Source organism: Ruegeria sp. F12, from assembly GCF_056533885.1.
This window is the reverse complement of the sequence record NZ_JBQFOV010000001.1, coordinates 330,765-352,770: the sequence shown is the minus strand read 5'-3', so window position 1 is coordinate 352,770 and position 22,006 is coordinate 330,765. Positions and strand designations below refer to the sequence as shown.

Sequence of the window (22,006 nt, the reverse complement as noted above, 5' to 3'; positions counted from 1 at the left end):
GGGCTGATCGGACAAGAGAAAGAGCACAGAATGCAGGCCCCCGACGATTTCAATCCACCCGCCGGTCAGGCTTTCGAATTGCAGCCCGGCCTCAGGCGCATTCTGGCCCCGAATCCGTCGCCTATGACCTATCGAGGCACGAACACCTATCTGCTGGGCACGCGGGACTGTGCCGTTATCGACCCAGGCCCCCTCAGCGATGTGCATCTCGAGGCGATTCTGTCCGCCCTGACCCCCAGCCAGCGCATCAGCCATATCATCGTCACGCATACGCATCTGGATCACTCCCCGCTTGCCGCCCCTCTGGCCCTGCGGACCGGCGCGCCGGTTCTGGCCTTTGGCGGCCCCGAGGCCGGGCGCAGCGCTGTGATGCAAGAGCTCGCCCAAAAAGGGCTGACCGGCGGCGGAGAGGGCATCGACACGGCCTTCCGCCCTGATATCGAACTAACCGATGGGCAGGTCATCACGGGCGATGACTGGCAGCTAGAGGTCATTCACACACCAGGCCATCTTGGCAATCATATTGCGCTGGGTTGGGGGCAGACCTGTTTCACCGCAGATCACGTCATGGGGTGGGCGAGTTCCCTGGTTTCGCCACCGGATGGCGACCTGACGGATTTCATGCAAGCCTGTCACCGTCTGCGCGCCGGCGACTGGTCGGTGTTTCACGCCGGGCACGGCGCGCCGATCACCGACCCTGCCGCCCGGTTGGACTGGCTGATCCAACACCGCACAGCGCGTGAGACCCAGATTCTGTCCGCATTAGAGGATCGTCCCGGCACAGCCCGCCAGCTGGCAGAGAGGATCTACACCGAAACCCCCGCCGCACTGCTTCCGGCCGCGACGCGCAACGTATTTGCTCATCTGGTCGATTTAACCGTCAGATCAATGGCTTCGCCCAAAGGTGTGCTGTCCGTCGAGGCCGAGTTCACCCGATTACCATAAGGCGTAAACTTTTTCGTCATTTGATGCCGATCCCCTCTGGACGGCAAATTTCGGTGTTGTTATACGGCCCTCAGTTCCGGCGTAGCTCAGCGGTAGAGCAGTTGACTGTTAATCAATTGGTCGTAGGTTCGATCCCTACCGCCGGAGCCAAATCCTCCTTCAAAACACACAGATTTGGCGCGAAACATTTGCCTTCACGCGGGCCAAGTTTTTTCGTCGAAAAAACTTCACCATCCCCTCTGGACGACAGAGATTGTGATTGCTATACGGCGCGAACCGTTCCGGCGTAGCTCAGCGGTAGAGCAGTTGACTGTTAATCAATTGGTCGTAGGTTCGATCCCTACCGCCGGAGCCATTCTTCCCAAGCGCAGACCTCAACCCGTCAGGGCGTCTTCGAAATCCGTGCGCAGGTTGCGTTTCAGAACCTTACCCGTTGCGTTCAGTGGCAAAGCATCAACAAAGACAACCTTATCCGGCACTTGCCATTTGGCGATCTTGCCGTCGAAAAAGGCCAGCAGTTCTTCCTCGCTCGGCTCTGCGCCGTCGGCTTTCACCGCCACCAATAAGGGGCGTTCGTCCCATTTCGGATGCGGTACCCCGATGACGGCCGCTGTTGCCAGCTTGGGATGGGCAACGGCGATGTTTTCCAGCTCGACCGAGCTGATCCACTCGCCGCCCGACTTGATGATGTCCTTGGACCGGTCCCGGATCGTCATATAGCCATCCGCATCCAGCGTCGCCACGTCGCCCGTGGCAAACCAGCCATCCTGCAAAAGATCCTGATCCTGCATCTGGAAATAGCTGTCCAACACCCACGGCCCGCGCACCATCAGATCGCCCTGCGTTTCGCCATCGCGCGGCAACTCCTTGCCGTCATCGTCCACAATCTTCAACTCGACCCCATAGCAGGGGCGCCCCTGGCTTTCGCGCAGTTTGTGCTGCGCTTCGATCGGCAATTTCGCATGTTTCGAAAGCGGATGGTTGGCGGTCCCCAGAGGGCTCATTTCGCTCATGCCCCAGGCGTGGATGGTGTCCACGCCATAGACCTCGCGGAAGGTTTCGATCATTGACGGCGGGCACGCGGCCCCGCCGATGACAGTGCGTTCCAGAGTTTCCAGCTTGCTGCCCGATGCCTGCGCATAAGCCAGCAGTCCCTGCCAGATCGTCGGCACACCCATGGCGAGCGTCACACCATATGAGTCAATCAGCTTGACCAGAGCTTCACCGTGCAGGTCTGGCCCCGGCAACACCATGCGCGACCCGGACATCGCGCAGGCATAAGGCGACCCCCAGGCGTTCACATGGAACATCGGCACCACCGGCAACACGACATCCATCGCCGAAAACCCGATCACATCGCGTGTATTCGATCCAAAACTATGCAGCACCGTCGAGCGATGAGAATACAGAACACCCTTCGGGTTCCCGGTCGTGCCCGAGGTATAGCACAAGCTGGACGCGGTATTTTCGTCAAAGCTGGGCCAATCAAACCCGGCATCCCCGGTCTCGATCAACTCATCATAGAACTGAACACCCGGCACCTGCGCGATCGCATCCTCATTGCGTGGCCCCATCAGCACAAAATGCTGCACTTCGGTCAGGTGAGAATGCAGCGCGGCGACCAGAGGGATAAAGGTCGCGTCAAAGAACAGCACCCGGTCCTGCGCATGGTTGATGATATAGGTCAGCTGCTCTGGGAACAGACGGGGGTTGATCGTGTGGCACACGAACCCGGCGCCTGAGGTGCCATAGTAGATCTCAAGATGGCGCCGGTTGTTCCACGCCAGCGTCCCGATCCGCGCCTGCGGTTCAAGCCCCAATGCCGTCAAGGCCGAGGCCAGTTTCCGTGCATTGGTCGACACTTCGGACCAGTTGGTTTCCGTCACCGTGCCGTCCGTTTCGACCGAAACAATCTCAGTCTGACCATGGTAGCAATCAGCGTGCTTGATCAGCGACGAGATCAGCAGCGGCTGCGTCATCATTTGTCCCAGCATGGACATCCTCCCTTGGTGGCGGCCGCTTCTGTTCGGCGGCCCCTTGTTCTGGCCCGACGTTTGCGTCGGGATGGTCAGGACAAACCCTGCCAATCATTTAATTGTCTGACAATAAAAGAATGCAGCCTGCCGCAACGGCAAGCCGATTTTACCTGCCCCGATGGCGCAACGCATAGGCCACCAGCGCGGCGGTCGACCCGTCCTTGCCCGCGGTGTCCTCTTCGCCATCCACGATCGGCCCCAGTGAGGTCGCAAGCTCTTTCCCCAGCTCGACCCCCCATTGATCGAAAGAGTTGAGGCCCAGCAATATGCCCTCAACAAAGACGCGATGTTCATAGAGCGCAATGATCTGGCCCAGAACAAACGGCGTAAGCTGCGGATAGATCAGTGTTGTCGATGGGCGATTGCCCGGAAAGACGCGGTGCCGGGCCTGACGGTCCAGTTCAGCCCCTTCCAGACCTTTGGCGGCCATTCGGTCGCGGGCCTCGTCCAGAGACCGACCGCGCATCAGCGCCTCGGACTGGGCCAGACAATTTGCAAGCAGCAAACGATGATGATGGGCCAACTCGGGCTCGTGCCCTTCTGCGGCGACCATGAATTCGCAGGGGATCACATCGGTGCTCTGATGGATCAGCTGGTAAAAGGCGTGCTGGCCATTGGTGCCTGGTTCTCCCCAGACCACAGGACCCGAGGGCACGTGCAACGCCGCGCCGTCCATTGCGACGGATTTACCGTTCGATTCCATCTCAAGCTGTTGGAAATATGCAGGCAGGCGCAGCAATCGCTGGTCATAGGGCAGAACCGCGCGGCTGGCATGGCCCAAAACCTGCCGATGCCAGATACCGACAAGGGCCAGCATCACCGGCAAGTTCTCGGCCCACTCCGCAGCGCGGAAATGCACGTCCATGGACTGGCCACCGCGCAGGAACGCATCAAAGGCATTCGATCCCACGGCGATCATCACTGGCAGGCCAACTGGTCCCCAGACCGAATACCGCCCACCGACCCAATCGGCAAACCCGAAAACACGCTCTGCTGGAATGCCAAAGGCTTGCGTCTTGTCCAAGGCGCTTGAGACGGCTGCGAATTGACGCGCCGGATCGCCGCCACCTTCGGACATCCACGCCCGTGCAGTGCGGGCGTTGGTCATCGTCTCGATCGTGGTGAAGGTCTTCGAGGCGACGATCACCAACGTTCGCGTCGGATCCAACTGGCGCAGAGTATCCGCGATATGCGCCCCGTCCACATTGGACACATAGTGCAGCCGGGGGCCGTCATGATAGGGCGACAGGGCGTGCGTCGCCATTACGGGCCCCAGATCGGACCCGCCAATGCCAATATTCACAACGTCGGTAAAGCTGCCCCCCGCCCCGGTGTAAGTGCCGCCGCGCACCTCTTCGGCGAAGATTCGCATCCGGTGAAGCGTGTCCAGAACATCGGGCATGACGTCCAGCCCGTCGACCTGGACCGGGCCGCCATCAAGGTTGCGCAGCGCAGTGTGCAACACCGCGCGCCCTTCGGTTTCGTTGATCTTGGCGCCTGAGAACATCGCCTCGCGCCGATCCGCCAGACCGGCGTCATCGCAGAGCTTGATCAGCGCCGCGCGGATATCGCCGTCAATCTGGGTCTTGGAATAGTCAAACAGCATATCCCCGGTCGAGGCCGAGAACTCCTGCGCCCGGTTCGGGATCTGTTCGAACAGATCCAGAATGGTTTTTGTGCCGCCCGAAAGGGTCTTGAGGTCGTCTAGTTTCATCGCATCACTCCGCCCAATGGACCATCATGCCGGATAACACAGCGGCAATCGGAGCCTCTTCCGGCGGTAGCGCCATGGCTTTGTTCAGCGCCTCGCGCTTAGCAGAGCCGAAAATGACCAGATGCTTGGACAACGCGCCGTCCAGCACTGGGGCCGTCAGCGAGATACGCGCCTCAGGCTGCGTTTCGGTACGGGCGATGGTCAAGGGCGGCGCGTGGCTGTCCAAGGCAGCCGCCAACCCCGCCATCCCCGGAAACAAAGACGCCGTGTGCATATCCTCACCCATGCCCAGCACCAATACGGACAGGGGCAGAACTGGCGTGATCAGGCTTTCGATCTCGGGCAGCACTGCCTCTGGGTCTTTTCCTTCCACGAACAGCGGCACGTATTGCGCGACCGAGGCGCGGTTGGTCAGCAAACGTTCGCGGATAAGTCGTTCGTTTGAACGATCGCTGTCACCGGGCACACAGCGTTCATCGGTGGGCAGGACGCGCACACGGTCCCAATCGAGATCGGCGGCACATAGCCCGTCAAAGACCGGCCCGGGCGTGGTGCCGCCGGGCACCGCAAGTGAGACCATATCGTGGTGCAGCAAGGCGGCCTCAAGATCTCCGGCCAACGCATTGGCAACGTCGATGGCCAGCATGTCCCTGTCGGGGTATTCCTGTATATTCATGGGTTTATTCCTTGCCAGCGGCGACCGTCCCGTTTCATCAGCAGCTCGGCGTCGCCCGGTCCTGTGCTGCCACTATCATAAGGTTTCGGCACATCACCACGTGCCTGCCATCCGGCGATGATGGGATCGGTCCAGGCCCATGCGGCCTCGACTTCATCCCCACGCATGAACAAGGTCTGGTTACCCCGGATCACGTCCATAACCAGCCGCTCATAGGCATCGGGCGGGTCCTGATTTTCCGGCCCCAGCGCCTCGGCAAAGCTCATATCTAATGGCACATCGACCAGACGCATGCCGCCCGGGCCCGGCTCCTTGATTGTCACTTTCAGCGTGATGCCCTCATTCGGCTGCAACCGGATCGACAGCACATTCGCATGACGCCCCGCATCAGCACCGAATATCGAGTGCGGCGCGTCCTTGAACATCACGTTGATCACCGAGGAGCGCGCCACCAGCCGCTTCCCCGTGCGCAGATAGAAAGGTGTGCCCGCCCACCGCCAATTGCTAACATGCGCCTTCAACGCCACATAGCTTTCCGTGGTCGAGCGTTCGTTGCCCACGACCTGGCGATAGCCCGAGCCCTCACCCTCGAACTGGCCGCGCACAATGTGATGCGGCTCGACCGGGTCCAGAGCGCGGATGACCTTCAGCTTTTCGTCCCGCACCGCGTCTGGGTCGAACTTCGCTGGAGGCTCCATCGCGATCAGGCACAAAAGCTGCATCAGGTGGTTCTGCATCATGTCACGCATGGCGCCTGCGCGGTCATAATACTCTTCCCGCCCATCAATCCCAACGGATTCGGCCACCGTGATCTGGATGTGATCGACGTATTGGCTGTTCCAGAGCGGTTCGAACAGCATATTCCCGAAACGGACGGCCATAAGGTTCTGGACCGTCTCCTTGCCCAGATAATGGTCAATCCGGTAAATCTGGTTCTCGGAGAAATGCGCGGCCAGAGTAGCGTTCAAAGCCTGCGCGCTGTCCAGGTCATGGCCAAAAGGTTTTTCGACCACGATCCGCGTCAGGGGTGTGATCAGCCCGTGCGCCTCAATCCGTTCTGCCAGCGGACCAAACAGGCGCGGCCCAACCGAAAAGTAAAAGGCCCGAACCCGACCGGGCTTTAGCCGGCGGGCCAAATGCCCCCACCCTTCATCCGAGACCCCATCCAGCGCTACATAGTCCAGCCGCCGCAAAAACGACTCGAGCGCCGAGACGTCCTGACATTGCTTCGCCGCGTGAGTCTTGAGCGATTCGCGCACCAAATCGCGGAACCCGTCGCTGTCATATCCCGTGCGCGCAGCGCCTATGATTTGGGCACCGTCCACCCATTGCCCGGCGCAAAATCTGCGGAACAGCGCCGGCAGGATCTTGCGCTGGGCCAGATCACCGGTTCCGCCAAAAATGACCAGATCAAAGGGATCAACAGGGATGACGCGAGAAACCATGTGTTTTCCTTACCTTGACCGCTGGCGCATGTCCAATGTTAGCGCAATCATTTGTTCAGAAACCCTCATCTTCAAAATTCTGTCAGGACGTCCGTGTCGCACTTAACGAACCCGCCCCAACCGTCTAAGTCAGTGCAATGACTTCAAAGAACCGGATACCGGAATGAAAGACAACGTCGCAAGCGCTGCCAATATCGGCAAGTTTCAGGACAAATTGGTGACAGCCAATGGACAAACCCGCGCGTCGGTGGCGTTGAAGAACCCCGAAACGCTGTGGTTCAATACCGGCACGCTGTGCAATATCGAGTGTCAAAACTGCTATATCCTCAGCAGCCCTTCCAATGATGCGCTGGTCTATATCACCGCCGATGAGGTGCGCCATTATCTAGACCAGATAGAAGAACGCAACTGGCCGGTGCGCGAGATCGGGTTTACGGGTGGTGAACCCTTCATGAACCCCGAGATGATCGAAATGACCCGTGCCGCGCTTGAGCGTGGGTTTGAGGTTCTGATCCTGACCAACGCGATGGCACCGATGATGCGCCGCAAGATGCGCGAAGGGCTGCTGGAGCTGCAACGCACGTATGGCGACAAGCTGACCCTACGCATTTCGGTCGATCACTACCGCCCCGATCTGCATGATGAAGAACGCGGCAAGGGCAGTTTCGAAAAGACCGTGACCGGCATGGAATGGCTGCGCGACAATGGGTTTCGCATGGCGGTTGCCGGTCGGACGGTTTGGGGCGACAGCGATACTGACAGCCGCGCCGGATATGCTGCATTTTTTGACCAGCACGGCTTTGACATCGACGCACAGAACCCGGCACAGACAGTGCTGTTCCCGGAAATGGACGAATCCGTCGAAGTGCCCGAGATCACGACGGCCTGCTGGGGCATTCTGGACAAGTCACCTGACGCAGTGATGTGTTCGAACGCTCGGATGGTGGTCAAGCGCAAAGGCGCAGAAAAACCCGCCGTTCTGGCCTGTACCCTACTGGCTTATGAGCCCGAGTTCGAAATGGGCTCGACCCTGGCCGAGGCCGAGGCGGACGTGCATCTCAACCACCCACATTGCGCCAAGTTCTGCGTATTGGGTGGCGCCAGTTGCTCGGGCTGAGACGACGCTAAGTAAACAAAGTCACTGAGGCGAGCCCCCGTCATCCGCTATAAAGTCAGTGGATGTTGGAAAACCGGGGCTTGAAATGAAGTGGCTGATTTCCTTTTGGTTCATAATTTGGGCTGTTCCGCTGTGGGCGCAGGACCGGTTGGCGCTGGTCATCGGCAACAATCAATACGAGTCGGTCCCTGTCCTGCAAAAAGCCGTTGCCGATGCCGAAGCGGTGTCGCGGCAGCTTCGGGCATTGGGGTTCGAGACGTTCGAGGGGTTGAACCTGGACCGCCGCGGCATGAACCAACGAATCTCGGAATTCACCGCGCAGCTTGAGGCAGGGGATACAGCTTTTGTTTTCTTCGCCGGGCATGGAGTTGAAATTGACGGCGAGAACTATCTTCTACCCACGGATATCGAAACCCCCTTTGCTGGTGAGACCGATTTCGTGAAATCCGAATCCATCGCCCTGTCGAATCTGCTGAATCGCGTGCGTAGCACCGGGGCGCGGACATCAATCGCCATTATCGACGCCTGCCGAGACAACCCGTTTGAAACCACTGCCGGACGTAGCATCGGCGGCACCCGCGGTTTGGGTCGCATCGACGCGCCGCAAGGCATGTTCGTGATATTCTCGGCCGGGGCGGGCCAGATGGCGCTGGACCGGCTGCATGATAACGAGGCCGAACCAAACTCGGTCTTCACCCGCGCCTTGCTGCCACGTCTGGCGCAACCGGGGCTAGAGCTGCGCAGCATGGTCGCCGATCTCAGGCGCGAAGTCCGAGATCTGTCTCGCTCCGTGCAGCACAATCAAGTCCCAGCTTACTATGATGAGCTGTTGGGCGAGTTCTATTTCACCCCGGCCGCTGTCGCCGCGCCTTCCGTCGATACGGTCACGCCGCCGATTGAAAAGATGCGCGCCGATCTGGAATTAGCCCGGTCCGTCGGTACGGTTTGGGCTCTGGACACGTTTCTTGAGACATACGCGGACCAGTCCACTGACTATACCTATGAAATCGCGTTGCAATTGCGTGCCGGGTTGCAGGACCCCGAGACCCCTGCACCCGCTGTCATTCAGGATTCAAAGCAGGTGATGCAGGCGACTCAAGCGGCCTTGAACGCGCTGGGATGCAATGCGGGCGGGGCCGATGGAGTCGCAGGTCCCCGTACCAAACGCGCCTTTGCGGATTACCGACGCGCCAGCAAATCCAATCTGGGTGCGGACGATCTGGGCACGCGGCACGCGCTGGACGAACTGGAAGGCAAAAGCGGCACTATCTGCGTCGCAGCACCTGCACCTACAGCCCCCCGCACCACAGCATCTTCGGCCGTGTCCCTAAGCGGAAGTTGGAGCTTCAAAGCAACCTGCGCGCTGGTCGTCAAAGTGACCGGTTCAGTTAGGTACACCAGAGCGGGTAGCAACAAATTCACGGGCAGCCTGACGGATTCGTTGGGGCAAAAAGCCAACACGGTCGTCTACCTTAACGAGCAAGAGCTTAACGGAACGGATTATTTCCCCGGCATCACCGTGACATGGCGCGGCCGCCTGTCCGAGGATGGCAACAGCTTTACCGGATCGGGATCGACCGGCTGCTCGGTCTATGCTTGGCGGGTCGGCTAGTTTACCCGAAACTCACCCACCATGTTGCGCCATTCACCGGGCGCGATCATCTTGCGGTGCGTGTAGCGCACCGAATGCAGTGGACCTTCAATCTCACGCTGCCAGAATTCGATGAAATCGAACAGTTTCGGATGGTCCGGGGCAAGATCGTAATCCTGCCAGATGAACGTGTTTAGGACGTGGATATAGTCGGGCATATGGTAGAAGAATTCCGCCGTCGTCAGCCCGTACCCTTTCAGCATCAATTCGGTTTCGCTTTGCGTCATATAGACCCCCAATTTCTTGCAAGGTCTCTTCAGGGTAGCACGCAAACGCCCTAACAGGCTGATAACAATATGTTACCCAGCTGTTACCGTGGCTTTTTTGCCGGAAAGGATCAGCTTGCTTGCACCTTATGTGCCGGGTCTGATAGAGTGCTTCCACAAGATATAGACCCAAGCTAAAGATCGGGCAGTTTACGTGAGCGATACGCCAGAAACCCCAGAAAACATGGATGAAACCCCGCCCGAGCGTCCCGTCTATGACGGTCCGACGGTGTCAATCGAATCCGAGATGCGCACCTCGTATCTGGACTATGCCATGTCGGTCATCGTCAGCCGCGCGATCCCCGATCTGCGCGACGGGCTGAAACCGGTGCATCGGCGGATTCTGTATGCCATGCACGAAACCGGGAACACCCACGACAAGGCCTATCGCAAATCGGCCCGTCCGGTCGGCGATGTGATGGGTAAATACCACCCGCACGGTGACAGCGCGATCTATGACGCGCTGGTGCGTATGGCGCAGGATTTCTCGATGTCGCTGCCACTTCTGGATGGTCAGGGCAATTTTGGCTCGATGGACGGCGATAACCCGGCGGCCATGCGCTATACCGAAGTACGGATGGACAAGCCTGCCGCCGCCCTGCTGGCCGATATCGAAAAAGAGACTGTTGATTTTCAGGACAACTACGACGGCAAGGACAAAGAGCCGACCGTCCTGCCTGCCCGGTTTCCGAACATGCTGGTCAATGGTGCTGGCGGTATCGCTGTTGGTATGGCGACGAATATTCCGCCGCATAACCTTGGCGAAGTGGTCGATGCCACACTGGCGCTTATCGACGATCCCGACCTGACGTCGGAGCAACTGATCGAATACGTCCCCGGACCTGATTTCCCGACCGGCGGCGTCATGCTGGGTCGGTCCGGTGCGCGCAAAGCTTATCTGGAAGGACGCGGCAGCGTCATCATCCGCGCCAAGACCCGCGTGGAAGAGTTACGCAAGGACCGTTACGCCATCGTCGTGGATGAGATTCCCTATCAGGTGAACAAGGCCTCGATGATTGAAAAGATCGCCGAGGCGGTGCGAGAAAAGCGCATCGAAGGCGTCGCTCATGTGCAGGACGAATCCGACCGCAACGGCGTGCGTGTTGTCGTTGAACTGAAGCGTGACGCAACGCCCGAGGTAGTGCTCAACCAGCTGTACCGCTTCTCACCGATGCAGACGTCCTTTGGCTGCAACATGCTGGCCCTGAACGGTGGTCGGCCCGAGCAACTGACCCTGCGCCGGTTCCTGACGTCGTTCATCGACTTCCGCGAAGACGTCGTCGCCCGCCGCACCGCCTATGATCTGCGCAAAGCGCGCGAACGTAGCCATATCCTGTGTGGTCTGGCTGTGGCCGTTTCGAACGTGGACGAAGTGGTTGCCACTATCCGTTCGTCGGCTGACGCGGCTGAGGCGCGCGAAAAGCTGATGACCCGCCGCTGGCCTGCGGCCGAGATCGAGGGTTATTTGCGTCTGATCGACGACCCTCTGTCCAAGATGAACGACGACGGCACCTATAACCTGACCGAGGTTCAGGCCCGCGCCATTCTGGAACTGCGCCTGCAGCGCCTGACTCAACTGGGTGTCAAAGAGGTCACGGACGAGCTGGAGCAACTGGCCGCCAAGATCAAAGAATATCTGGATATTCTGTCATCGCGCGAGCGTATCATGTCTATCATCGGCGATGAGCTACGAGAAGTGCGCGATCAGTTCGCTGTTCCCCGTCGCACCGAGATCGTCGACTGGTCCGGCGACATGGAAGACGAAGACCTGATCGAACGCGAAGACATGGTCGTGACCGTCACCTCGGGCGGCTATATCAAGCGTACCCCGCTGGCCGATTTCCGGGCGCAAAAACGTGGCGGTAAGGGACTTTCGGGGATGCAGACCAAGGAAGAGGACGTGGTCACCACCCTCTTCGTGGCCAACACCCATACGCAGCTTTTATTCTTCACCACGGACGGCATGGTCTACAAGCTCAAGACCTGGCGCCTGCCGCAATCGGGCCGCACCGGCAAGGGCAAGGCGATCGTCAACATCCTGCCGATCCCGACCGGGGTCTCCATTGCGGCGATCATGCCGGTGGATGTTCCAGACGAGGAATGGGAGAACCTTCAGATCATGTTCGCCACCAGCGCGGGCACCGTGCGGCGCAACCGTCTTTCGGATTTCACCAACGTCAAGCGCAACGGCAAGATCGCCATGAAGTTCGAGGATGAACACGCCGACACCAAGCTGATCAACGCGCGCATTTGTTCCGAAGATGACGACGTGATGCTGGTTACCAAATCCGGTCGCGCGATCCGCTTCCCGTCCACGGATGTGCGGGTGTTCAATAGCCGCTCGTCGGTTGGTGTGCGTGGTGTGCGCCTGAACGGCGACGATGAGGTCGTGTCGATGTCGATCATCCGCCACTTCGACGCCAGCTCGGACGAGCGTGCAGCCTACCTCAAGATGCGCCGCCTGATGGCCGGTGTCACCGATGAAGCCGATAGCGATGAGGATGAAGGCAACGCCGACAGCGTGCTACCGCAGGAACGCTACGCCGAAATGTCGGCGGCTGAAAACCTGATCCTGACGATCACCAAGGGCGGTGCAGGCAAGCTGAGTTCAAGCCACGATTACCCGGTGCGCGGGCGTGGCGGAATGGGCGTTGCGGCGATGGACAAAGCTATGCGCGGCGGAGAGCTTGTGGCCTCGTTCCCGGTCGAGATCGACGATCAGATCATGCTGGCCACCTCCAAGGGGCAGTCGATCCGGGTGCCGGTTGACGGGATTTCCTTCCGGTCGCGCAGCGCAGGCGGCGTGCGGGTGTTCAACACCGGCAAGGGCGAAGAAGTCGTCAGCGTCGCTTGGATCGCCGATCAGGGAGATGAAGAGGCTGAATAGGCAAAAACCATCTGGTGACCTCGCCGCGCAACCCATGTTGAGCGGCGAGGTCATACTTTGACACACACGTAGCGGGATGGCTTGTTAAGCTTGTGCTCGCATAAGATCCTGAAGCACCCAAAGCCTGTCCTGACCCCAAACGCTTTGGCCGTTCAGATGAAAGCTGGGAACCCCCCAAAGCCCGATTTGGAGAAGACGTTCCTGGTTGGCCTCGACCCGGGCCCGCCAGTCAGAAGTGCCAATCAATGTCTTGGCCGTTTGCCATTCCAAACCCGCTTGGTGCACGACCTCCGCAAGCCCGGTATCGGTGCTGGCATCCAATCCTTGGGCCCAAGCGCCGGTCATGAAAGCCGCGCAATATTCCGGTAAGCGGCCTTCGGCTTCGGCATAATCCAAAAGGGCGTACCCCCGTTCAATGCCCGCGCCCAAAGGGTCGCTAATACGACCAAAGGGGATGGCCAGACGTCGCGCCTCGCGTGCGCAATCCCCCAAGATATATGATGATTTCGCTTTGGGAACGGGCAGTCCACGCATCAACATCGGAAGCACCGGACGCAAGATCAAACGCGCATTGGTCCGCGTGGCTAGATCGCGTACACGGTCGAAAGCCAGATAGGAATACGGGCTTCGAAACGAGAAAAAGAACTCCAGTTCCTGCCCTGTTGCATCTGGGAAAGGCTCGGAATAGTCCGGCACAATGGGCGGGTGCGACGGCCCAAGCCCAAGCGTCGCCAAACGCCCGTCCAGGTATCCAAGCCGGTCCGGCCCCCAATAGCATTCGCCCCCATACGCAAAGCTGCCGCCAAGGTAATGCCCGGCGGCGGCAAGAGCCTGATCCCCTGCCCGCCGCGCCACATTCGGATCAGAGTGCGCCCCTTCGGGGATATCCAGACCTGACCACAGCTCAGTGCTGATTTGCAGTGCTTTTGAGGCAAAATCCTGGTCACCCAACTGGGCCGCAAGACGCCGCTCGGCTTGCGCAAAACCCGCGTCAGACGGGGCCGGCTGCTGTGGCGCTGCCAACCCTAAACGTCGCGCCCATCGCACAGTGTCGGCCCATGAATTCTGCCGGTATTCGGTGGGCAAAGGCTGGATATCCGAAGCCGGGCGCGAGATCAGATGCGGCTCGATCTGGACATCAAATTTGTTCTGTAACTCTAACAAAAGCTGCAGGCTGAGGTGGCAATAGGGGTCAGCTACATCGTGAAAATACTGTACGGTGTGAGGTTTGCCGCTGAGCCTCCGCCGTACCTCGGCAATACGCTGTCTTGCGACGTGCAGGCCCTCGCTGGTCAGCACAACCGCAGCTTGGGTTTTCAACTTGTTTTTGATCGACACATGCCCCTCCCAAATCGCCTCTGGGGCACTCTATCGTCTGGCACAAAGATTCCCACGGTCGAACACTGAAACGTGAGGGTCAGAGGCCGTACAGCTTACCGAACTTATCTTCCAGATAGGCCAAAAGTGGCTCTGGCCCCGGTTCAACCCCACTTGCGCGGGTTATGACCTCGCGCGGGGCGTACAGCCCGCCATGGCGTTGCAGGTTCTCGCGCAGCCAGCCGGTTGCGCCCGTCGAGTCACCTTGCGCAAGCTGCGCGTCCAAATCTGGTAGCGCCGCGCGCAGCGCCTCATACAGGCATCCGGCGTAGACATTGCCCAGCGAGTAGGTCGGGAAATAGCCAAACAGCCCCACCGACCAATGCACATCCTGTAAGCACCCGTTTGAAGGCTTGTCGACCGCATAGCCGAAATCGGCCTTGAAACGGTCATTCCACGCGGCCTCCAGATCGCTGACCTGCAGGTCTTCGGCCATCAGGGCGCGCTCCAGATCAAAGCGCAGCATGATGTGCAGGTTATATTGCACCTCATCCGCCTCGGTTCGGATATAGCCGTTATGAACACCGTTGACGGTGGCATAGAATGCGTCGGCGTCACTAATCCCGAAATCGCCAAAGGCCGCTGTCATCTGATCGAACAGCCAGCCGGTGAACGCACGCGAGCGGCCCAGCTGGTTTTCATAAATCCGGCTTTGGCTTTCATGCACGCCCATCGACACCCCACTGCCCAGCGGGGTCAGCGCATAAGCTTGGTCGATACCTTGCTCATATGCGGCGTGGCCGACTTCGTGAATGGTCGAGTAGAAACAGTTGAACGGATCGGTCTCGCTGGTACGGGTGGTGATCCGCACGTCCAGCCCGCTGCCCGAGCTGAACGGATGCACCGCCTTGTCCACGCGACCCGTGTTCAGGTCATAGCCGAAGGTGGTCGCCAATTTCTGCGACAGGCGCATCTGGGTCAGTTCGTCAAATGTACCGGTCAGGGCTTGCGGCGCGGGGCAGTCCAGAACAGCTGCGCGCAGGGCCACCAGACGCGGGCGCATCTGGTCGAAGATTTCGGCAATTTGAGTGCCCGTGGTGTAGGGCTCATAATCCTCGACCATGGCGTCATAGACGTCACCGCCTTGCGCCAGCGCCGCGCCCTCTTCACGTTTCAAGGCAACGACGTTTTGCAGCGCGGGCAGGAACGCGGCCACATCTTCGTCCGCGCGGGCCTGCGCCCATGTGCCCTGCGCAGCGGATGTGACACGCGCAATCGCTTTGGCCAAGTCAGCGGGAACTTTGACCGTGCGCTCATAGGATCGGCGGATTTCGCGCAGCTGCGCCTTGCCGACCTCATCCTGCGGGTCGGCCTGATCCAGCCATTCAGCCACGCGCGGGTCGGATCGGCGCGCGTGCAGAACAGCTTCGATCGCAGCCATTTCCTCGGCCCGTTGCGGCGCAGCTCCGCGCGGCATCACCGTTTCCTGGTCCCAGCCCAGCCGCCCGGCAATCTGCCCCAGCGCCGAGGTTTCCCGTTGAAAGGCCATCAGGTCGTCAAAGGCGGTCATGTCACGCTCCGCGGATCGAGGTTGCGATTGGGTAAGCGGTCAGGAAACGCGCGCGCAGGATCAGGGTCCAGACGACCACGGCCATGAACTGATGGACAATCGCGATCTGCCACGGCGCGGCGTAGACCACAGTCACGATACCGATCGCCACTTGCAGTGCCAGCGCTGCAAAAGCCGCGTTAAAGGCAAACCGCGTCTGCGGATGTGCGCTGGAGCCGCCGCGCCTCCAGACGATGAAGCCGAAAATCACCAGCAGATAGCCCGCACAGCGGTGAATAAACTGCACCAGACCAGGACTTTCGAAGAAGTTGCGCCACATCGGCTCCAGCATCGTGGCATCGGGCGGCAAAAGCTGTCCGCCGATCAAAGGCCAGTCGGTGTAAGACCGCCCGGCATCAATCCCGGCGACCAGTGCGCCGATCAGGATTTGCAGGAAGGCGAAATGCATCAAACCGGTCGAGAGCGAGAACAGCTTCGCCTCTTTCGCGCGGCGGGCCTGCATCAGGTCACGCTCCTCGCGGCCCAACTCAAAGATGTACCACGCAAGGAACCCGAGAATCACAAAGGCCAGCCCCAGATGGGTGGCCAGGCGGTAGCTGGCAACGGCAGTCATCCCCTCGCCCTGTGTCACGCCCGAGGCGACCATCCACCAACCGACAGCCCCCTGCACCCCGCCCAGAACGCCGGGGATCAAAAGCTTACTAGTCCAACCCGTGGGGATGTTCCGCGCGGCCAAGAAACCAAAGAACCCGATGGCCCAGACCAGACCGATCACGCGGCCCAGCTGACGATGACCCCATTCCCACCAGTAGATGAATTTGAAATCGTCCAGCTCCATCCACTGGTTCTGGATGCGCCACTGGTCGATTTCCTTGTACTTGTCGAACTCGGATTGCCAATCTGTCTCGGACATCGGCGGGATAGCCCCGGTGATCGGTCGCCACTCAGTAATCGACAACCCGCTATCGGTCAGGCGCGTCAGGCCACCCACAGCGATCATCACCACGACCAGCGCGAACAGCATCATCAGCCACGCCCGGATTGCCTTGCGCGTGCCGCCCCGGCCACGGTCGATCATACCGGGCTGAACCGCCTCTTGTTTCTGGTCGCCCGAGACCTCTTCGAAGATGCTGCGCTTGCCGCTCATGCTGTCCTCATGTCCTTGTTTCGTCGCACGCTAGGGTGAAGCGGAAGATAGGTCCAGCCTTAGCCCTTGTCCTTCCAGCGGACCATCTGCCGCATGATCCCGTGCAGCATCTGCACATCGGCCCGCGTCATCCGCATACGCGACCACAGGTTGCGCAGGTTGGTCTTCATCCCTTCGGCCTTTTCAGGCGGGTAGAAAAACCCCGCCTCTTCCAGCCGGTCCTCGTAATGTTCGACCAGTTTTTCAACCTCGATCCCTGTCGCCCAATCGCCCTTGCCCAAATCAGTGGCCTCATGCACCACATCGGCACTTTGGCGCATCCACTCATAGGCAGTCAGCAGCACACATTGCCCGAGGTTGAGCGAGGCATATTCGGGGTTCACCGGGACCGAGATGATGGCGTTGGCCTTGGCGATATCCTCATTCTCAAGCCCCGCGCGTTCGGGGCCAAACAGTACGGCAACCTTTTCGCCCGCCGCGACTTTTTCAGCGGCAATCTGCATGGCGCGTTCGGGGCTGTAGACCGGCTTGGTCAACCCGCGCTGACGTGCCGTGGTGGCGAACACAAAGGTGCTGTCAGCCAACGACCCGGCCAGATCGTCAAAAAGCTGCGCCTCATCCAGCAACCGCCCCGCCCCGCTGGACATGGCCACAGCCTTGGGGTTTGGCCAACCATCACGTGGCGCAACAATCCGCATCCGGTCCAACCCGAAGTTCCACATCGCCCGCGCGGCAGCACCGATGTTTTCGCCCATCTGAGGGCGCACGAGCACAAAGGAAGGCTGGGATTTGTCGCTGGGCATGGCTGTCTCCGAAAGTTCCGCCTGCTGTAATCGGCACATTGGCGCAGGGCAAGCCGTCCGGGCGGCCAATTGCGCCAATATCCGGCTAAAAAGATTGCTTCCCCGGCCCAATCCGCTAAACCGCGCCAAAGACTGAAAGCGAAGGACGCGCCAATGGACACCCCCGAGCAGCCGCAGATTTACCTGATCACACCGCCCACGATCACCCTGAGCACCTTCCCCGAGCAGTTGGGCCGCGTGCTGGACAGCACCGAGATCGCCTGCATCCGCCTCGCCTTGGCGGGTAGCGACGAAGACACCATCGCCCGCGCCGCCGATGCCTGCCGCGAGGTCGCACACGCACGGGATGTGGCGATCGTGATCTCGAACCATGTCCTGCTGGCGCAGCGGCTGGGGCTGGACGGGGTGCATCTGGATGACGGCGCGCGCTCGGTCCGGGCGGCACGCAAAGAACTGGGCGCGGATGCCATCGTGGGCAGCTTTTGCGCGGCCTCCAGCCATGACGGCATGACCGCTGGCGAAAACGGCGCGGATTACGTGGCGTTTGGCCCGGTTGGCACATCAGCCCTGGGCGACGGCACCATTGCAGAAAAAGACCTGTTTCAGTGGTGGTCCGAAATGATCGAAGTTCCGGTCGTGGCCGAAGGCGGTCTGACCCCCGAGCTGATCCGCGAACTGTCGCCGCACACCGATTTCTTCGGTATTGGCGACGAGATCTGGTCGCAGGACGATCCGGTCGCCGCGCTGAAAGCCCTGACCGGCGCGATGTGAGCGTTAACCCTTGCACCCGCGCGGGCGCTGCGGCATGACACGGGCATGACTCAGACTAGCGAAATCCTGTGTATCGGTTCGGTCCTTTGGGACGTGATCGGGCGATCTGCCAGCGCCATGCGGCAGGGGTCAGACGTGCCGGGGCGGATCACCCGCCTGCCCGGCGGCGTGGCCATGAACATCGCCATGACGCTGGTGCGGTTCGGTATGACGCCCACCCTGCTGACCGCAATTGGCCGCGACCCTGAAGGCGACGAACTGGTCAATGCCTGCGCACGGCTGGGCATGGTCACGGATCACGTCTACCGCTCGCAGGATTTGCCGACCGACCGCTATATGGCTGTCGAAGGTGCCAATGGTCTGATCGCCGCCATCGCCGACGCGCATTCGCTTGAGGCTGCTGGGGACAAAATCCTACGCCCGCTGATGCACGGACCGTTGGGCTACGAGAACACACCGTTCGAAGGCCCCATCGCATTGGATGGCAACCTGACGCTAACTTTGCTGGAAGAAATCGCCCAAAGCCCGGCCTTCGCAAAAGCCGATTTGCGCGTGGCCCCTGCCTCACCCGGTAAGGCCGAGCGCCTGTTGCCCTTCCTCAAACATGCCCGCGCGACGCTTTATGTGAACCTCGAAGAGGCTGGGCTCCTGTGTCAGCGCGAGTTCACCGATTCCGAATCCGCCGCCAAAGGTCTGCTGGATCGCGGCGCGCTGCGGGTGCTGGTCACGGATGGCGGCAACTCGGCCACCGTGGGCACCGCAGATGAGATTCTGACCCAAACACCCCCGTCCGTTCTGGTCACACGCGTGACTGGCGCGGGCGACACTTTCATGGCGGCGCATATCGCGTCCGAGGCCGCCGGGGCCGCCCCCGACGCTGCCCTGACCCGTGCCTTGCACGCCGCTGCTACTTACGTTTCCGGAGAAACCCCACTGTGATCGACATCCACTACTCGGCCGAGGTCCGCGCCGCCAAAGACGCAGGCCACCCCATCGTTGCGCTGGAAAGCACCATCATTACCCACGGGATGCCCTACCCTCAAAATATCGAGGTCGCGGCGCAGGTCGAACAGGACATCCGCGATGCAGGTGCCGTTCCAGCAACGATTGCGGTCATCGACGGCGTGCTGAACGTGGGGCTGGAAGAGGATCAGCTCAAAGCGCTTGGTCAGGCGCAAGGTGTCGCCAAAATCTCGCGCGCGGACATGGCGGCCTGTATCTCGACCGGCGGGACCGGAGCCACAACCGTCGCCGCCACAATGATCGCAGCGCACTACGCTGGAATTCCGGTCTTCGCCACCGGCGGGATAGGCGGCGTGCATCAAGGCGCCGAAACTTCGTTCGATATTTCAGCGGACCTGCATGAGTTGGCTCAAACCCCTGTGACTGTTGTGGCCGCCGGTGCAAAAGCCATCCTCGATCTGGCCAAAACGCTCGAGGTTCTTGAAACGCTGGGCGTCCCCGTCATAGCTCACGGGCAGGACGAATTCCCCGCCTTCTGGTCCGCCAAATCCCCTTATGCCGCGCCATTGCGTATGGACACCGCCGAAGCCATCGCCAAGGCCCACGCCACTCGCCGCGCCCTTGGGCTGCCCGGCGGGCAACTCGTGGCTAACCCGATCCCCGCCGAAGACCAAATCCCGGCGCAGGAACTGGCCCCGATCATCGCCTCCGCCCAAGCGGACGCCGACGCGCACCGGATCACCGGCAAAGGTGTCACCCCTTACCTGCTGCAGCGCATCTATGAACAGACCGAGGGGCGTTCACTGACCGCAAACATCGCATTGGTTAGAAATAACGCAAAATTGGCCGCCAGAATCGCCCGCGCCCTGTCCGAGTGAGCAAAGCTATTGTACCAAGGCCCCGGACTGCTTAACTAAATCGGCAAATCACTCAGGACCGCAATGAACACGCCCTTTGACGAAGAACCTCACCGCGGACCGGGCCTGTTTTCCCGGCTGCGCGCGTCATTTCTGACGGGCATCGTTGTTATTGCACCAGTCTGGCTAACGGTCTGGCTGATCTGGTCTGTGGTTGGCTGGATCGACAGCGCCGTCCTGCCGCTTGTGCCACAGCAATTTCACCCCGAACAGTATGTAGGAATCAATCTGCGCGGCGTCGGCGTGGTGATATTCCTGATCTTCACGGTGATCGTCGGCTGGATCGCCAAAGGCATTCTGGGCCGGTCGCTGATCCATTTCGGCGAAAGCGTCGTGAATCGGATGCCAGTGGTGCGGTCGGTTTATTCCGGGATCAAACAGATCTCGGAAACGGTTTTCGCGCAAACCGAACGGTCGTTTGAAAAAGCCTGTCTCATCCAATATCCCCGCCGTGGCATCTGGGCCATCGGCTTCGTCTCGACCACCGCGCGGGGCGAGGTCAGCGACCGTGCCGAAACCGGCGGTGCACTGCTCAGCGTCTTCGTGCCCACAACACCGAACCCGACCTCCGGTTTCTTGCTGTTTTTCCCTGAAGAGGACGTGATCCTTCTGGACATGTCCATTGAGGACGCCGCCAAACTGGTCATTTCAGCCGGCCTGGTCTACCCAAACGAAAAAGACCCGACCCAGCCGCCCGAGTAATCAGCCGAACATCTCCGGCAGGTTGACAGTGCTTTGCTGGCCCAAATCCGCCTTGTGATCGGTCAGAAACCGACTAGCAGCCCGACGCCCAGCCTCTTTCAGCTTATGTAGGATGACCGGGTTCGGCACCGTCTTGGTCGCCACGGAAAGATCATTCATCAGCTCATCATCCGCGATCATATGCACCAACACGCGGCTCATCTCACCCGCCTGCAACTTGCCCTCGGCCAACAGACGCTGTACGAAACTGATCGCCCGCAACTCCCGAAACAGGGACGAGTTGAAACTGATCTCATTCACCCGATTCTGGATTTGCTGCGGGGTCTTCGGCACCTCGTCCCGCTCCAGAGGATTGATATTCACGATCACAACATCATCGGGCAAACCTTTGTCAAACAAAGGGTAAAGCGCCGGATTGCCGGTATAACCACCGTCCCAATAAGCCTCAGTCCGCCCCGTTTTTGGATCGAAAATCTCCACCGCCTGAAACAAGGTCGGCAAACAGGCCGAAGCCAAAATCGCATCGGTCGAAATCTCGTCCCCCGTAAACACTCGGATCTTGCCACTGCGCACACAGGTCGCACACACAAACAGGGCTGGTCCCAGATCCGCACAGACCTCATCAAAGTTGAAGCGATCAATCACCGACTCCAATGGGTTCTTGTAGAACGGCCCGTATGCATAAGGCGACACCAACCGCGACCACGTATCCCCCACGGAAAACGGCAAGGAATACTCCATCGCCTGCGCGACCTGAGCAGGCTCAACGGCCTGCATCCAATTGGCCAACCGCATGTCGCCCACGGCCCCCATACGCGCCCAAAGCCCGTTCAGGTTGGCACGCGCCCCATCGCGCCCATCCCGAACCATACCTGACTTGTACGCGGCCCCATTCAAAGCCCCGGCCGAAGTCCCGGTGATCGCAGCGACCTCGATATCCTCTTCGTCCAAAATCCGGTCCAGCACACCCCAGGTAAACGCCCCATGTGCACCACCGCCCTGCAGGGCCAGATTGATCCTCTTCACAACGCTCACCCCTTCTTCTGTTCAAAAATACCTCGGGGGTGTGGGGGCCGAGC

18 protein-coding genes and 2 tRNA genes are annotated in these 22,006 nt (G+C 60.1%); 10 read left to right on the top strand and 10 right to left on the bottom strand.

Annotated features, from left to right (window positions below; translation table 11 throughout):
- Positions 1-30: 30 nt before the first annotated feature.
- From ACR0CA_RS01775 to ACR0CA_RS01765, 3 genes are all read left to right on the top strand, one after another.
- Entirely contained in the window at positions 31-945 is a 915-nt protein-coding gene (locus ACR0CA_RS01775) for an MBL fold metallo-hydrolase (RefSeq protein WP_480897275.1), read from the top strand.
- Between the two features lie 75 nt (positions 946-1,020).
- Positions 1,021-1,095, top strand: a tRNA-Asn gene (locus ACR0CA_RS01770).
- Between the two features lie 130 nt (positions 1,096-1,225).
- A tRNA-Asn gene (locus ACR0CA_RS01765) sits at positions 1,226-1,300 on the top strand.
- A 19-nt stretch (positions 1,301-1,319) separates the two neighbouring features.
- Here ACR0CA_RS01765 and ACR0CA_RS01760 read toward each other — a convergent pair.
- The 4 genes from ACR0CA_RS01760 to zwf form a co-directional block, all read right to left on the bottom strand.
- Positions 1,320-2,939: a long-chain-fatty-acid--CoA ligase gene (locus tag ACR0CA_RS01760; protein ID WP_480897274.1), complete on the bottom strand. Its 1,620-nt coding sequence runs from the start codon at positions 2,937-2,939 to the stop codon at positions 1,320-1,322.
- A 148-nt stretch (positions 2,940-3,087) separates the two neighbouring features.
- Positions 3,088-4,695 (bottom strand): glucose-6-phosphate isomerase, encoded by a 1,608-nt coding sequence (pgi, locus tag ACR0CA_RS01755; protein WP_480897273.1) that lies wholly within the window; start codon positions 4,693-4,695, stop codon positions 3,088-3,090.
- Positions 4,696-4,699: 4 nt separating this feature from the next.
- Entirely contained in the window at positions 4,700-5,371 is a 672-nt protein-coding gene (gene pgl / locus ACR0CA_RS01750) for a 6-phosphogluconolactonase (protein WP_170774261.1), read from the bottom strand.
- Positions 5,368-6,816 (bottom strand): glucose-6-phosphate dehydrogenase, encoded by a 1,449-nt coding sequence (gene zwf / locus ACR0CA_RS01745; protein WP_480857223.1) that lies wholly within the window; start codon positions 6,814-6,816, stop codon positions 5,368-5,370. The genes pgl and zwf overlap by 4 nt, the downstream gene beginning before the upstream one ends.
- 163 nt (positions 6,817-6,979) lie before the next feature.
- Here zwf and ACR0CA_RS01740 point away from each other — a divergent pair, with 163 nt between their 5' ends.
- On the top strand, positions 6,980-7,933 hold the full coding sequence (locus ACR0CA_RS01740; RefSeq protein WP_480897272.1) for a radical SAM protein: 954 nt from the start codon (positions 6,980-6,982) through the stop codon (positions 7,931-7,933).
- A gap of 85 nt (positions 7,934-8,018) precedes the next feature.
- Positions 8,019-9,545: a caspase family protein gene (locus tag ACR0CA_RS01735; RefSeq protein ID WP_480897271.1), complete on the top strand. Its 1,527-nt coding sequence runs from the start codon at positions 8,019-8,021 to the stop codon at positions 9,543-9,545.
- Here ACR0CA_RS01735 and ACR0CA_RS01730 read toward each other — a convergent pair.
- A complete protein-coding gene (locus ACR0CA_RS01730) occupies positions 9,542-9,811 on the bottom strand; it encodes an usg protein (RefSeq protein ID WP_170774269.1) in 270 nt (89 codons plus the stop codon). The genes ACR0CA_RS01735 and ACR0CA_RS01730 overlap by 4 nt on opposite strands.
- 193 nt (positions 9,812-10,004) lie before the next feature.
- Between ACR0CA_RS01730 and gyrA the strand changes: the two genes are divergently transcribed.
- Positions 10,005-12,737, top strand: coding sequence for a DNA gyrase subunit A (gyrA, locus tag ACR0CA_RS01725; RefSeq protein ID WP_480897270.1), 2,733 nt, complete (start codon positions 10,005-10,007; stop codon positions 12,735-12,737).
- A gap of 84 nt (positions 12,738-12,821) precedes the next feature.
- Here the strand turns inward: gyrA and ACR0CA_RS01720 are convergent, their stop codons facing one another.
- The 4 genes from ACR0CA_RS01720 to ACR0CA_RS01705 form a co-directional block, all read right to left on the bottom strand.
- Positions 12,822-14,075 (bottom strand): DsbA family protein, encoded by a 1,254-nt coding sequence (locus ACR0CA_RS01720; RefSeq protein WP_480897269.1) that lies wholly within the window; start codon positions 14,073-14,075, stop codon positions 12,822-12,824.
- A gap of 79 nt (positions 14,076-14,154) precedes the next feature.
- Positions 14,155-15,624: a carboxypeptidase M32 gene (locus ACR0CA_RS01715; protein ID WP_480897268.1), complete on the bottom strand. Its 1,470-nt coding sequence runs from the start codon at positions 15,622-15,624 to the stop codon at positions 14,155-14,157.
- A gap of 1 nt (position 15,625) precedes the next feature.
- On the bottom strand, positions 15,626-16,771 hold the full coding sequence (ctaA, locus tag ACR0CA_RS01710) for a heme A synthase (protein WP_480897267.1): 1,146 nt from the start codon (positions 16,769-16,771) through the stop codon (positions 15,626-15,628).
- A 59-nt stretch (positions 16,772-16,830) separates the two neighbouring features.
- Entirely contained in the window at positions 16,831-17,574 is a 744-nt protein-coding gene (locus ACR0CA_RS01705; RefSeq protein WP_170752876.1) for an RNA methyltransferase, read from the bottom strand.
- A gap of 153 nt (positions 17,575-17,727) precedes the next feature.
- On the opposite strand from ACR0CA_RS01705, the gene ACR0CA_RS01700 reads away from it, so the two are divergent.
- The 4 genes from ACR0CA_RS01700 (at position 17,728) to ACR0CA_RS01685 (ending at position 20,927) form a co-directional block, all read left to right on the top strand.
- A complete protein-coding gene (locus tag ACR0CA_RS01700; RefSeq protein ID WP_480897266.1) occupies positions 17,728-18,345 on the top strand; it encodes a thiamine phosphate synthase in 618 nt (205 codons plus the stop codon).
- Between the two features lie 45 nt (positions 18,346-18,390).
- Entirely contained in the window at positions 18,391-19,284 is an 894-nt protein-coding gene (locus tag ACR0CA_RS01695) for a PfkB family carbohydrate kinase (RefSeq protein ID WP_480897265.1), read from the top strand.
- Positions 19,281-20,186: a pseudouridine-5'-phosphate glycosidase gene (locus ACR0CA_RS01690; RefSeq protein ID WP_480897264.1), complete on the top strand. Its 906-nt coding sequence runs from the start codon at positions 19,281-19,283 to the stop codon at positions 20,184-20,186. Before ACR0CA_RS01695 ends, ACR0CA_RS01690 begins: the two co-directional genes overlap by 4 nt.
- A gap of 63 nt (positions 20,187-20,249) precedes the next feature.
- Complete coding sequence (locus tag ACR0CA_RS01685) at positions 20,250-20,927, top strand: DUF502 domain-containing protein (RefSeq protein ID WP_170774285.1); 678 nt, start codon at positions 20,250-20,252, stop codon at positions 20,925-20,927.
- On the opposite strand, the gene ACR0CA_RS01680 is transcribed toward ACR0CA_RS01685, so the two are convergent.
- Positions 20,928-21,953 carry a patatin-like phospholipase family protein gene (locus tag ACR0CA_RS01680; RefSeq protein WP_170774616.1) on the bottom strand — a complete coding sequence of 342 codons (1,026 nt, stop codon included), beginning with the start codon at positions 21,951-21,953 and terminating at the stop codon, positions 20,928-20,930. It lies immediately after the preceding gene.
- Positions 21,954-22,006 lie beyond the last annotated feature (53 nt).

Coding starts and splice junctions, on each gene's coding strand:
- ACR0CA_RS01775 (WP_480897275.1), top strand. CDS start 31: ATGCAGGCCCCCGACGATTTCAATCCACCCGCCGGTCAGGCTTTCGAA.
- ACR0CA_RS01760 (WP_480897274.1), bottom strand. CDS start 2,939: ATGCTGGGACAAATGATGACGCAGCCGCTGCTGATCTCGTCGCTGATC.
- pgi (WP_480897273.1), bottom strand. CDS start 4,695: ATGAAACTAGACGACCTCAAGACCCTTTCGGGCGGCACAAAAACCATT.
- pgl (WP_170774261.1), bottom strand. CDS start 5,371: ATGAATATACAGGAATACCCCGACAGGGACATGCTGGCCATCGACGTT.
- zwf (WP_480857223.1), bottom strand. CDS start 6,816: ATGGTTTCTCGCGTCATCCCTGTTGATCCCTTTGATCTGGTCATTTTT.
- ACR0CA_RS01740 (WP_480897272.1), top strand. CDS start 6,980: ATGAAAGACAACGTCGCAAGCGCTGCCAATATCGGCAAGTTTCAGGAC.
- ACR0CA_RS01735 (WP_480897271.1), top strand. CDS start 8,019: ATGAAGTGGCTGATTTCCTTTTGGTTCATAATTTGGGCTGTTCCGCTG.
- ACR0CA_RS01730 (WP_170774269.1), bottom strand. CDS start 9,811: ATGACGCAAAGCGAAACCGAATTGATGCTGAAAGGGTACGGGCTGACG.
- ACR0CA_RS01715 (WP_480897268.1), bottom strand. CDS start 15,624: ATGACCGCCTTTGACGACCTGATGGCCTTTCAACGGGAAACCTCGGCG.
- ctaA (WP_480897267.1), bottom strand. CDS start 16,771: ATGAGCGGCAAGCGCAGCATCTTCGAAGAGGTCTCGGGCGACCAGAAA.
- ACR0CA_RS01705 (WP_170752876.1), bottom strand. CDS start 17,574: ATGCCCAGCGACAAATCCCAGCCTTCCTTTGTGCTCGTGCGCCCTCAG.
- ACR0CA_RS01700 (WP_480897266.1), top strand. CDS start 17,728: ATGGACACCCCCGAGCAGCCGCAGATTTACCTGATCACACCGCCCACG.
- ACR0CA_RS01695 (WP_480897265.1), top strand. CDS start 18,391: ATGACTCAGACTAGCGAAATCCTGTGTATCGGTTCGGTCCTTTGGGAC.
- ACR0CA_RS01685 (WP_170774285.1), top strand. CDS start 20,250: ATGAACACGCCCTTTGACGAAGAACCTCACCGCGGACCGGGCCTGTTT.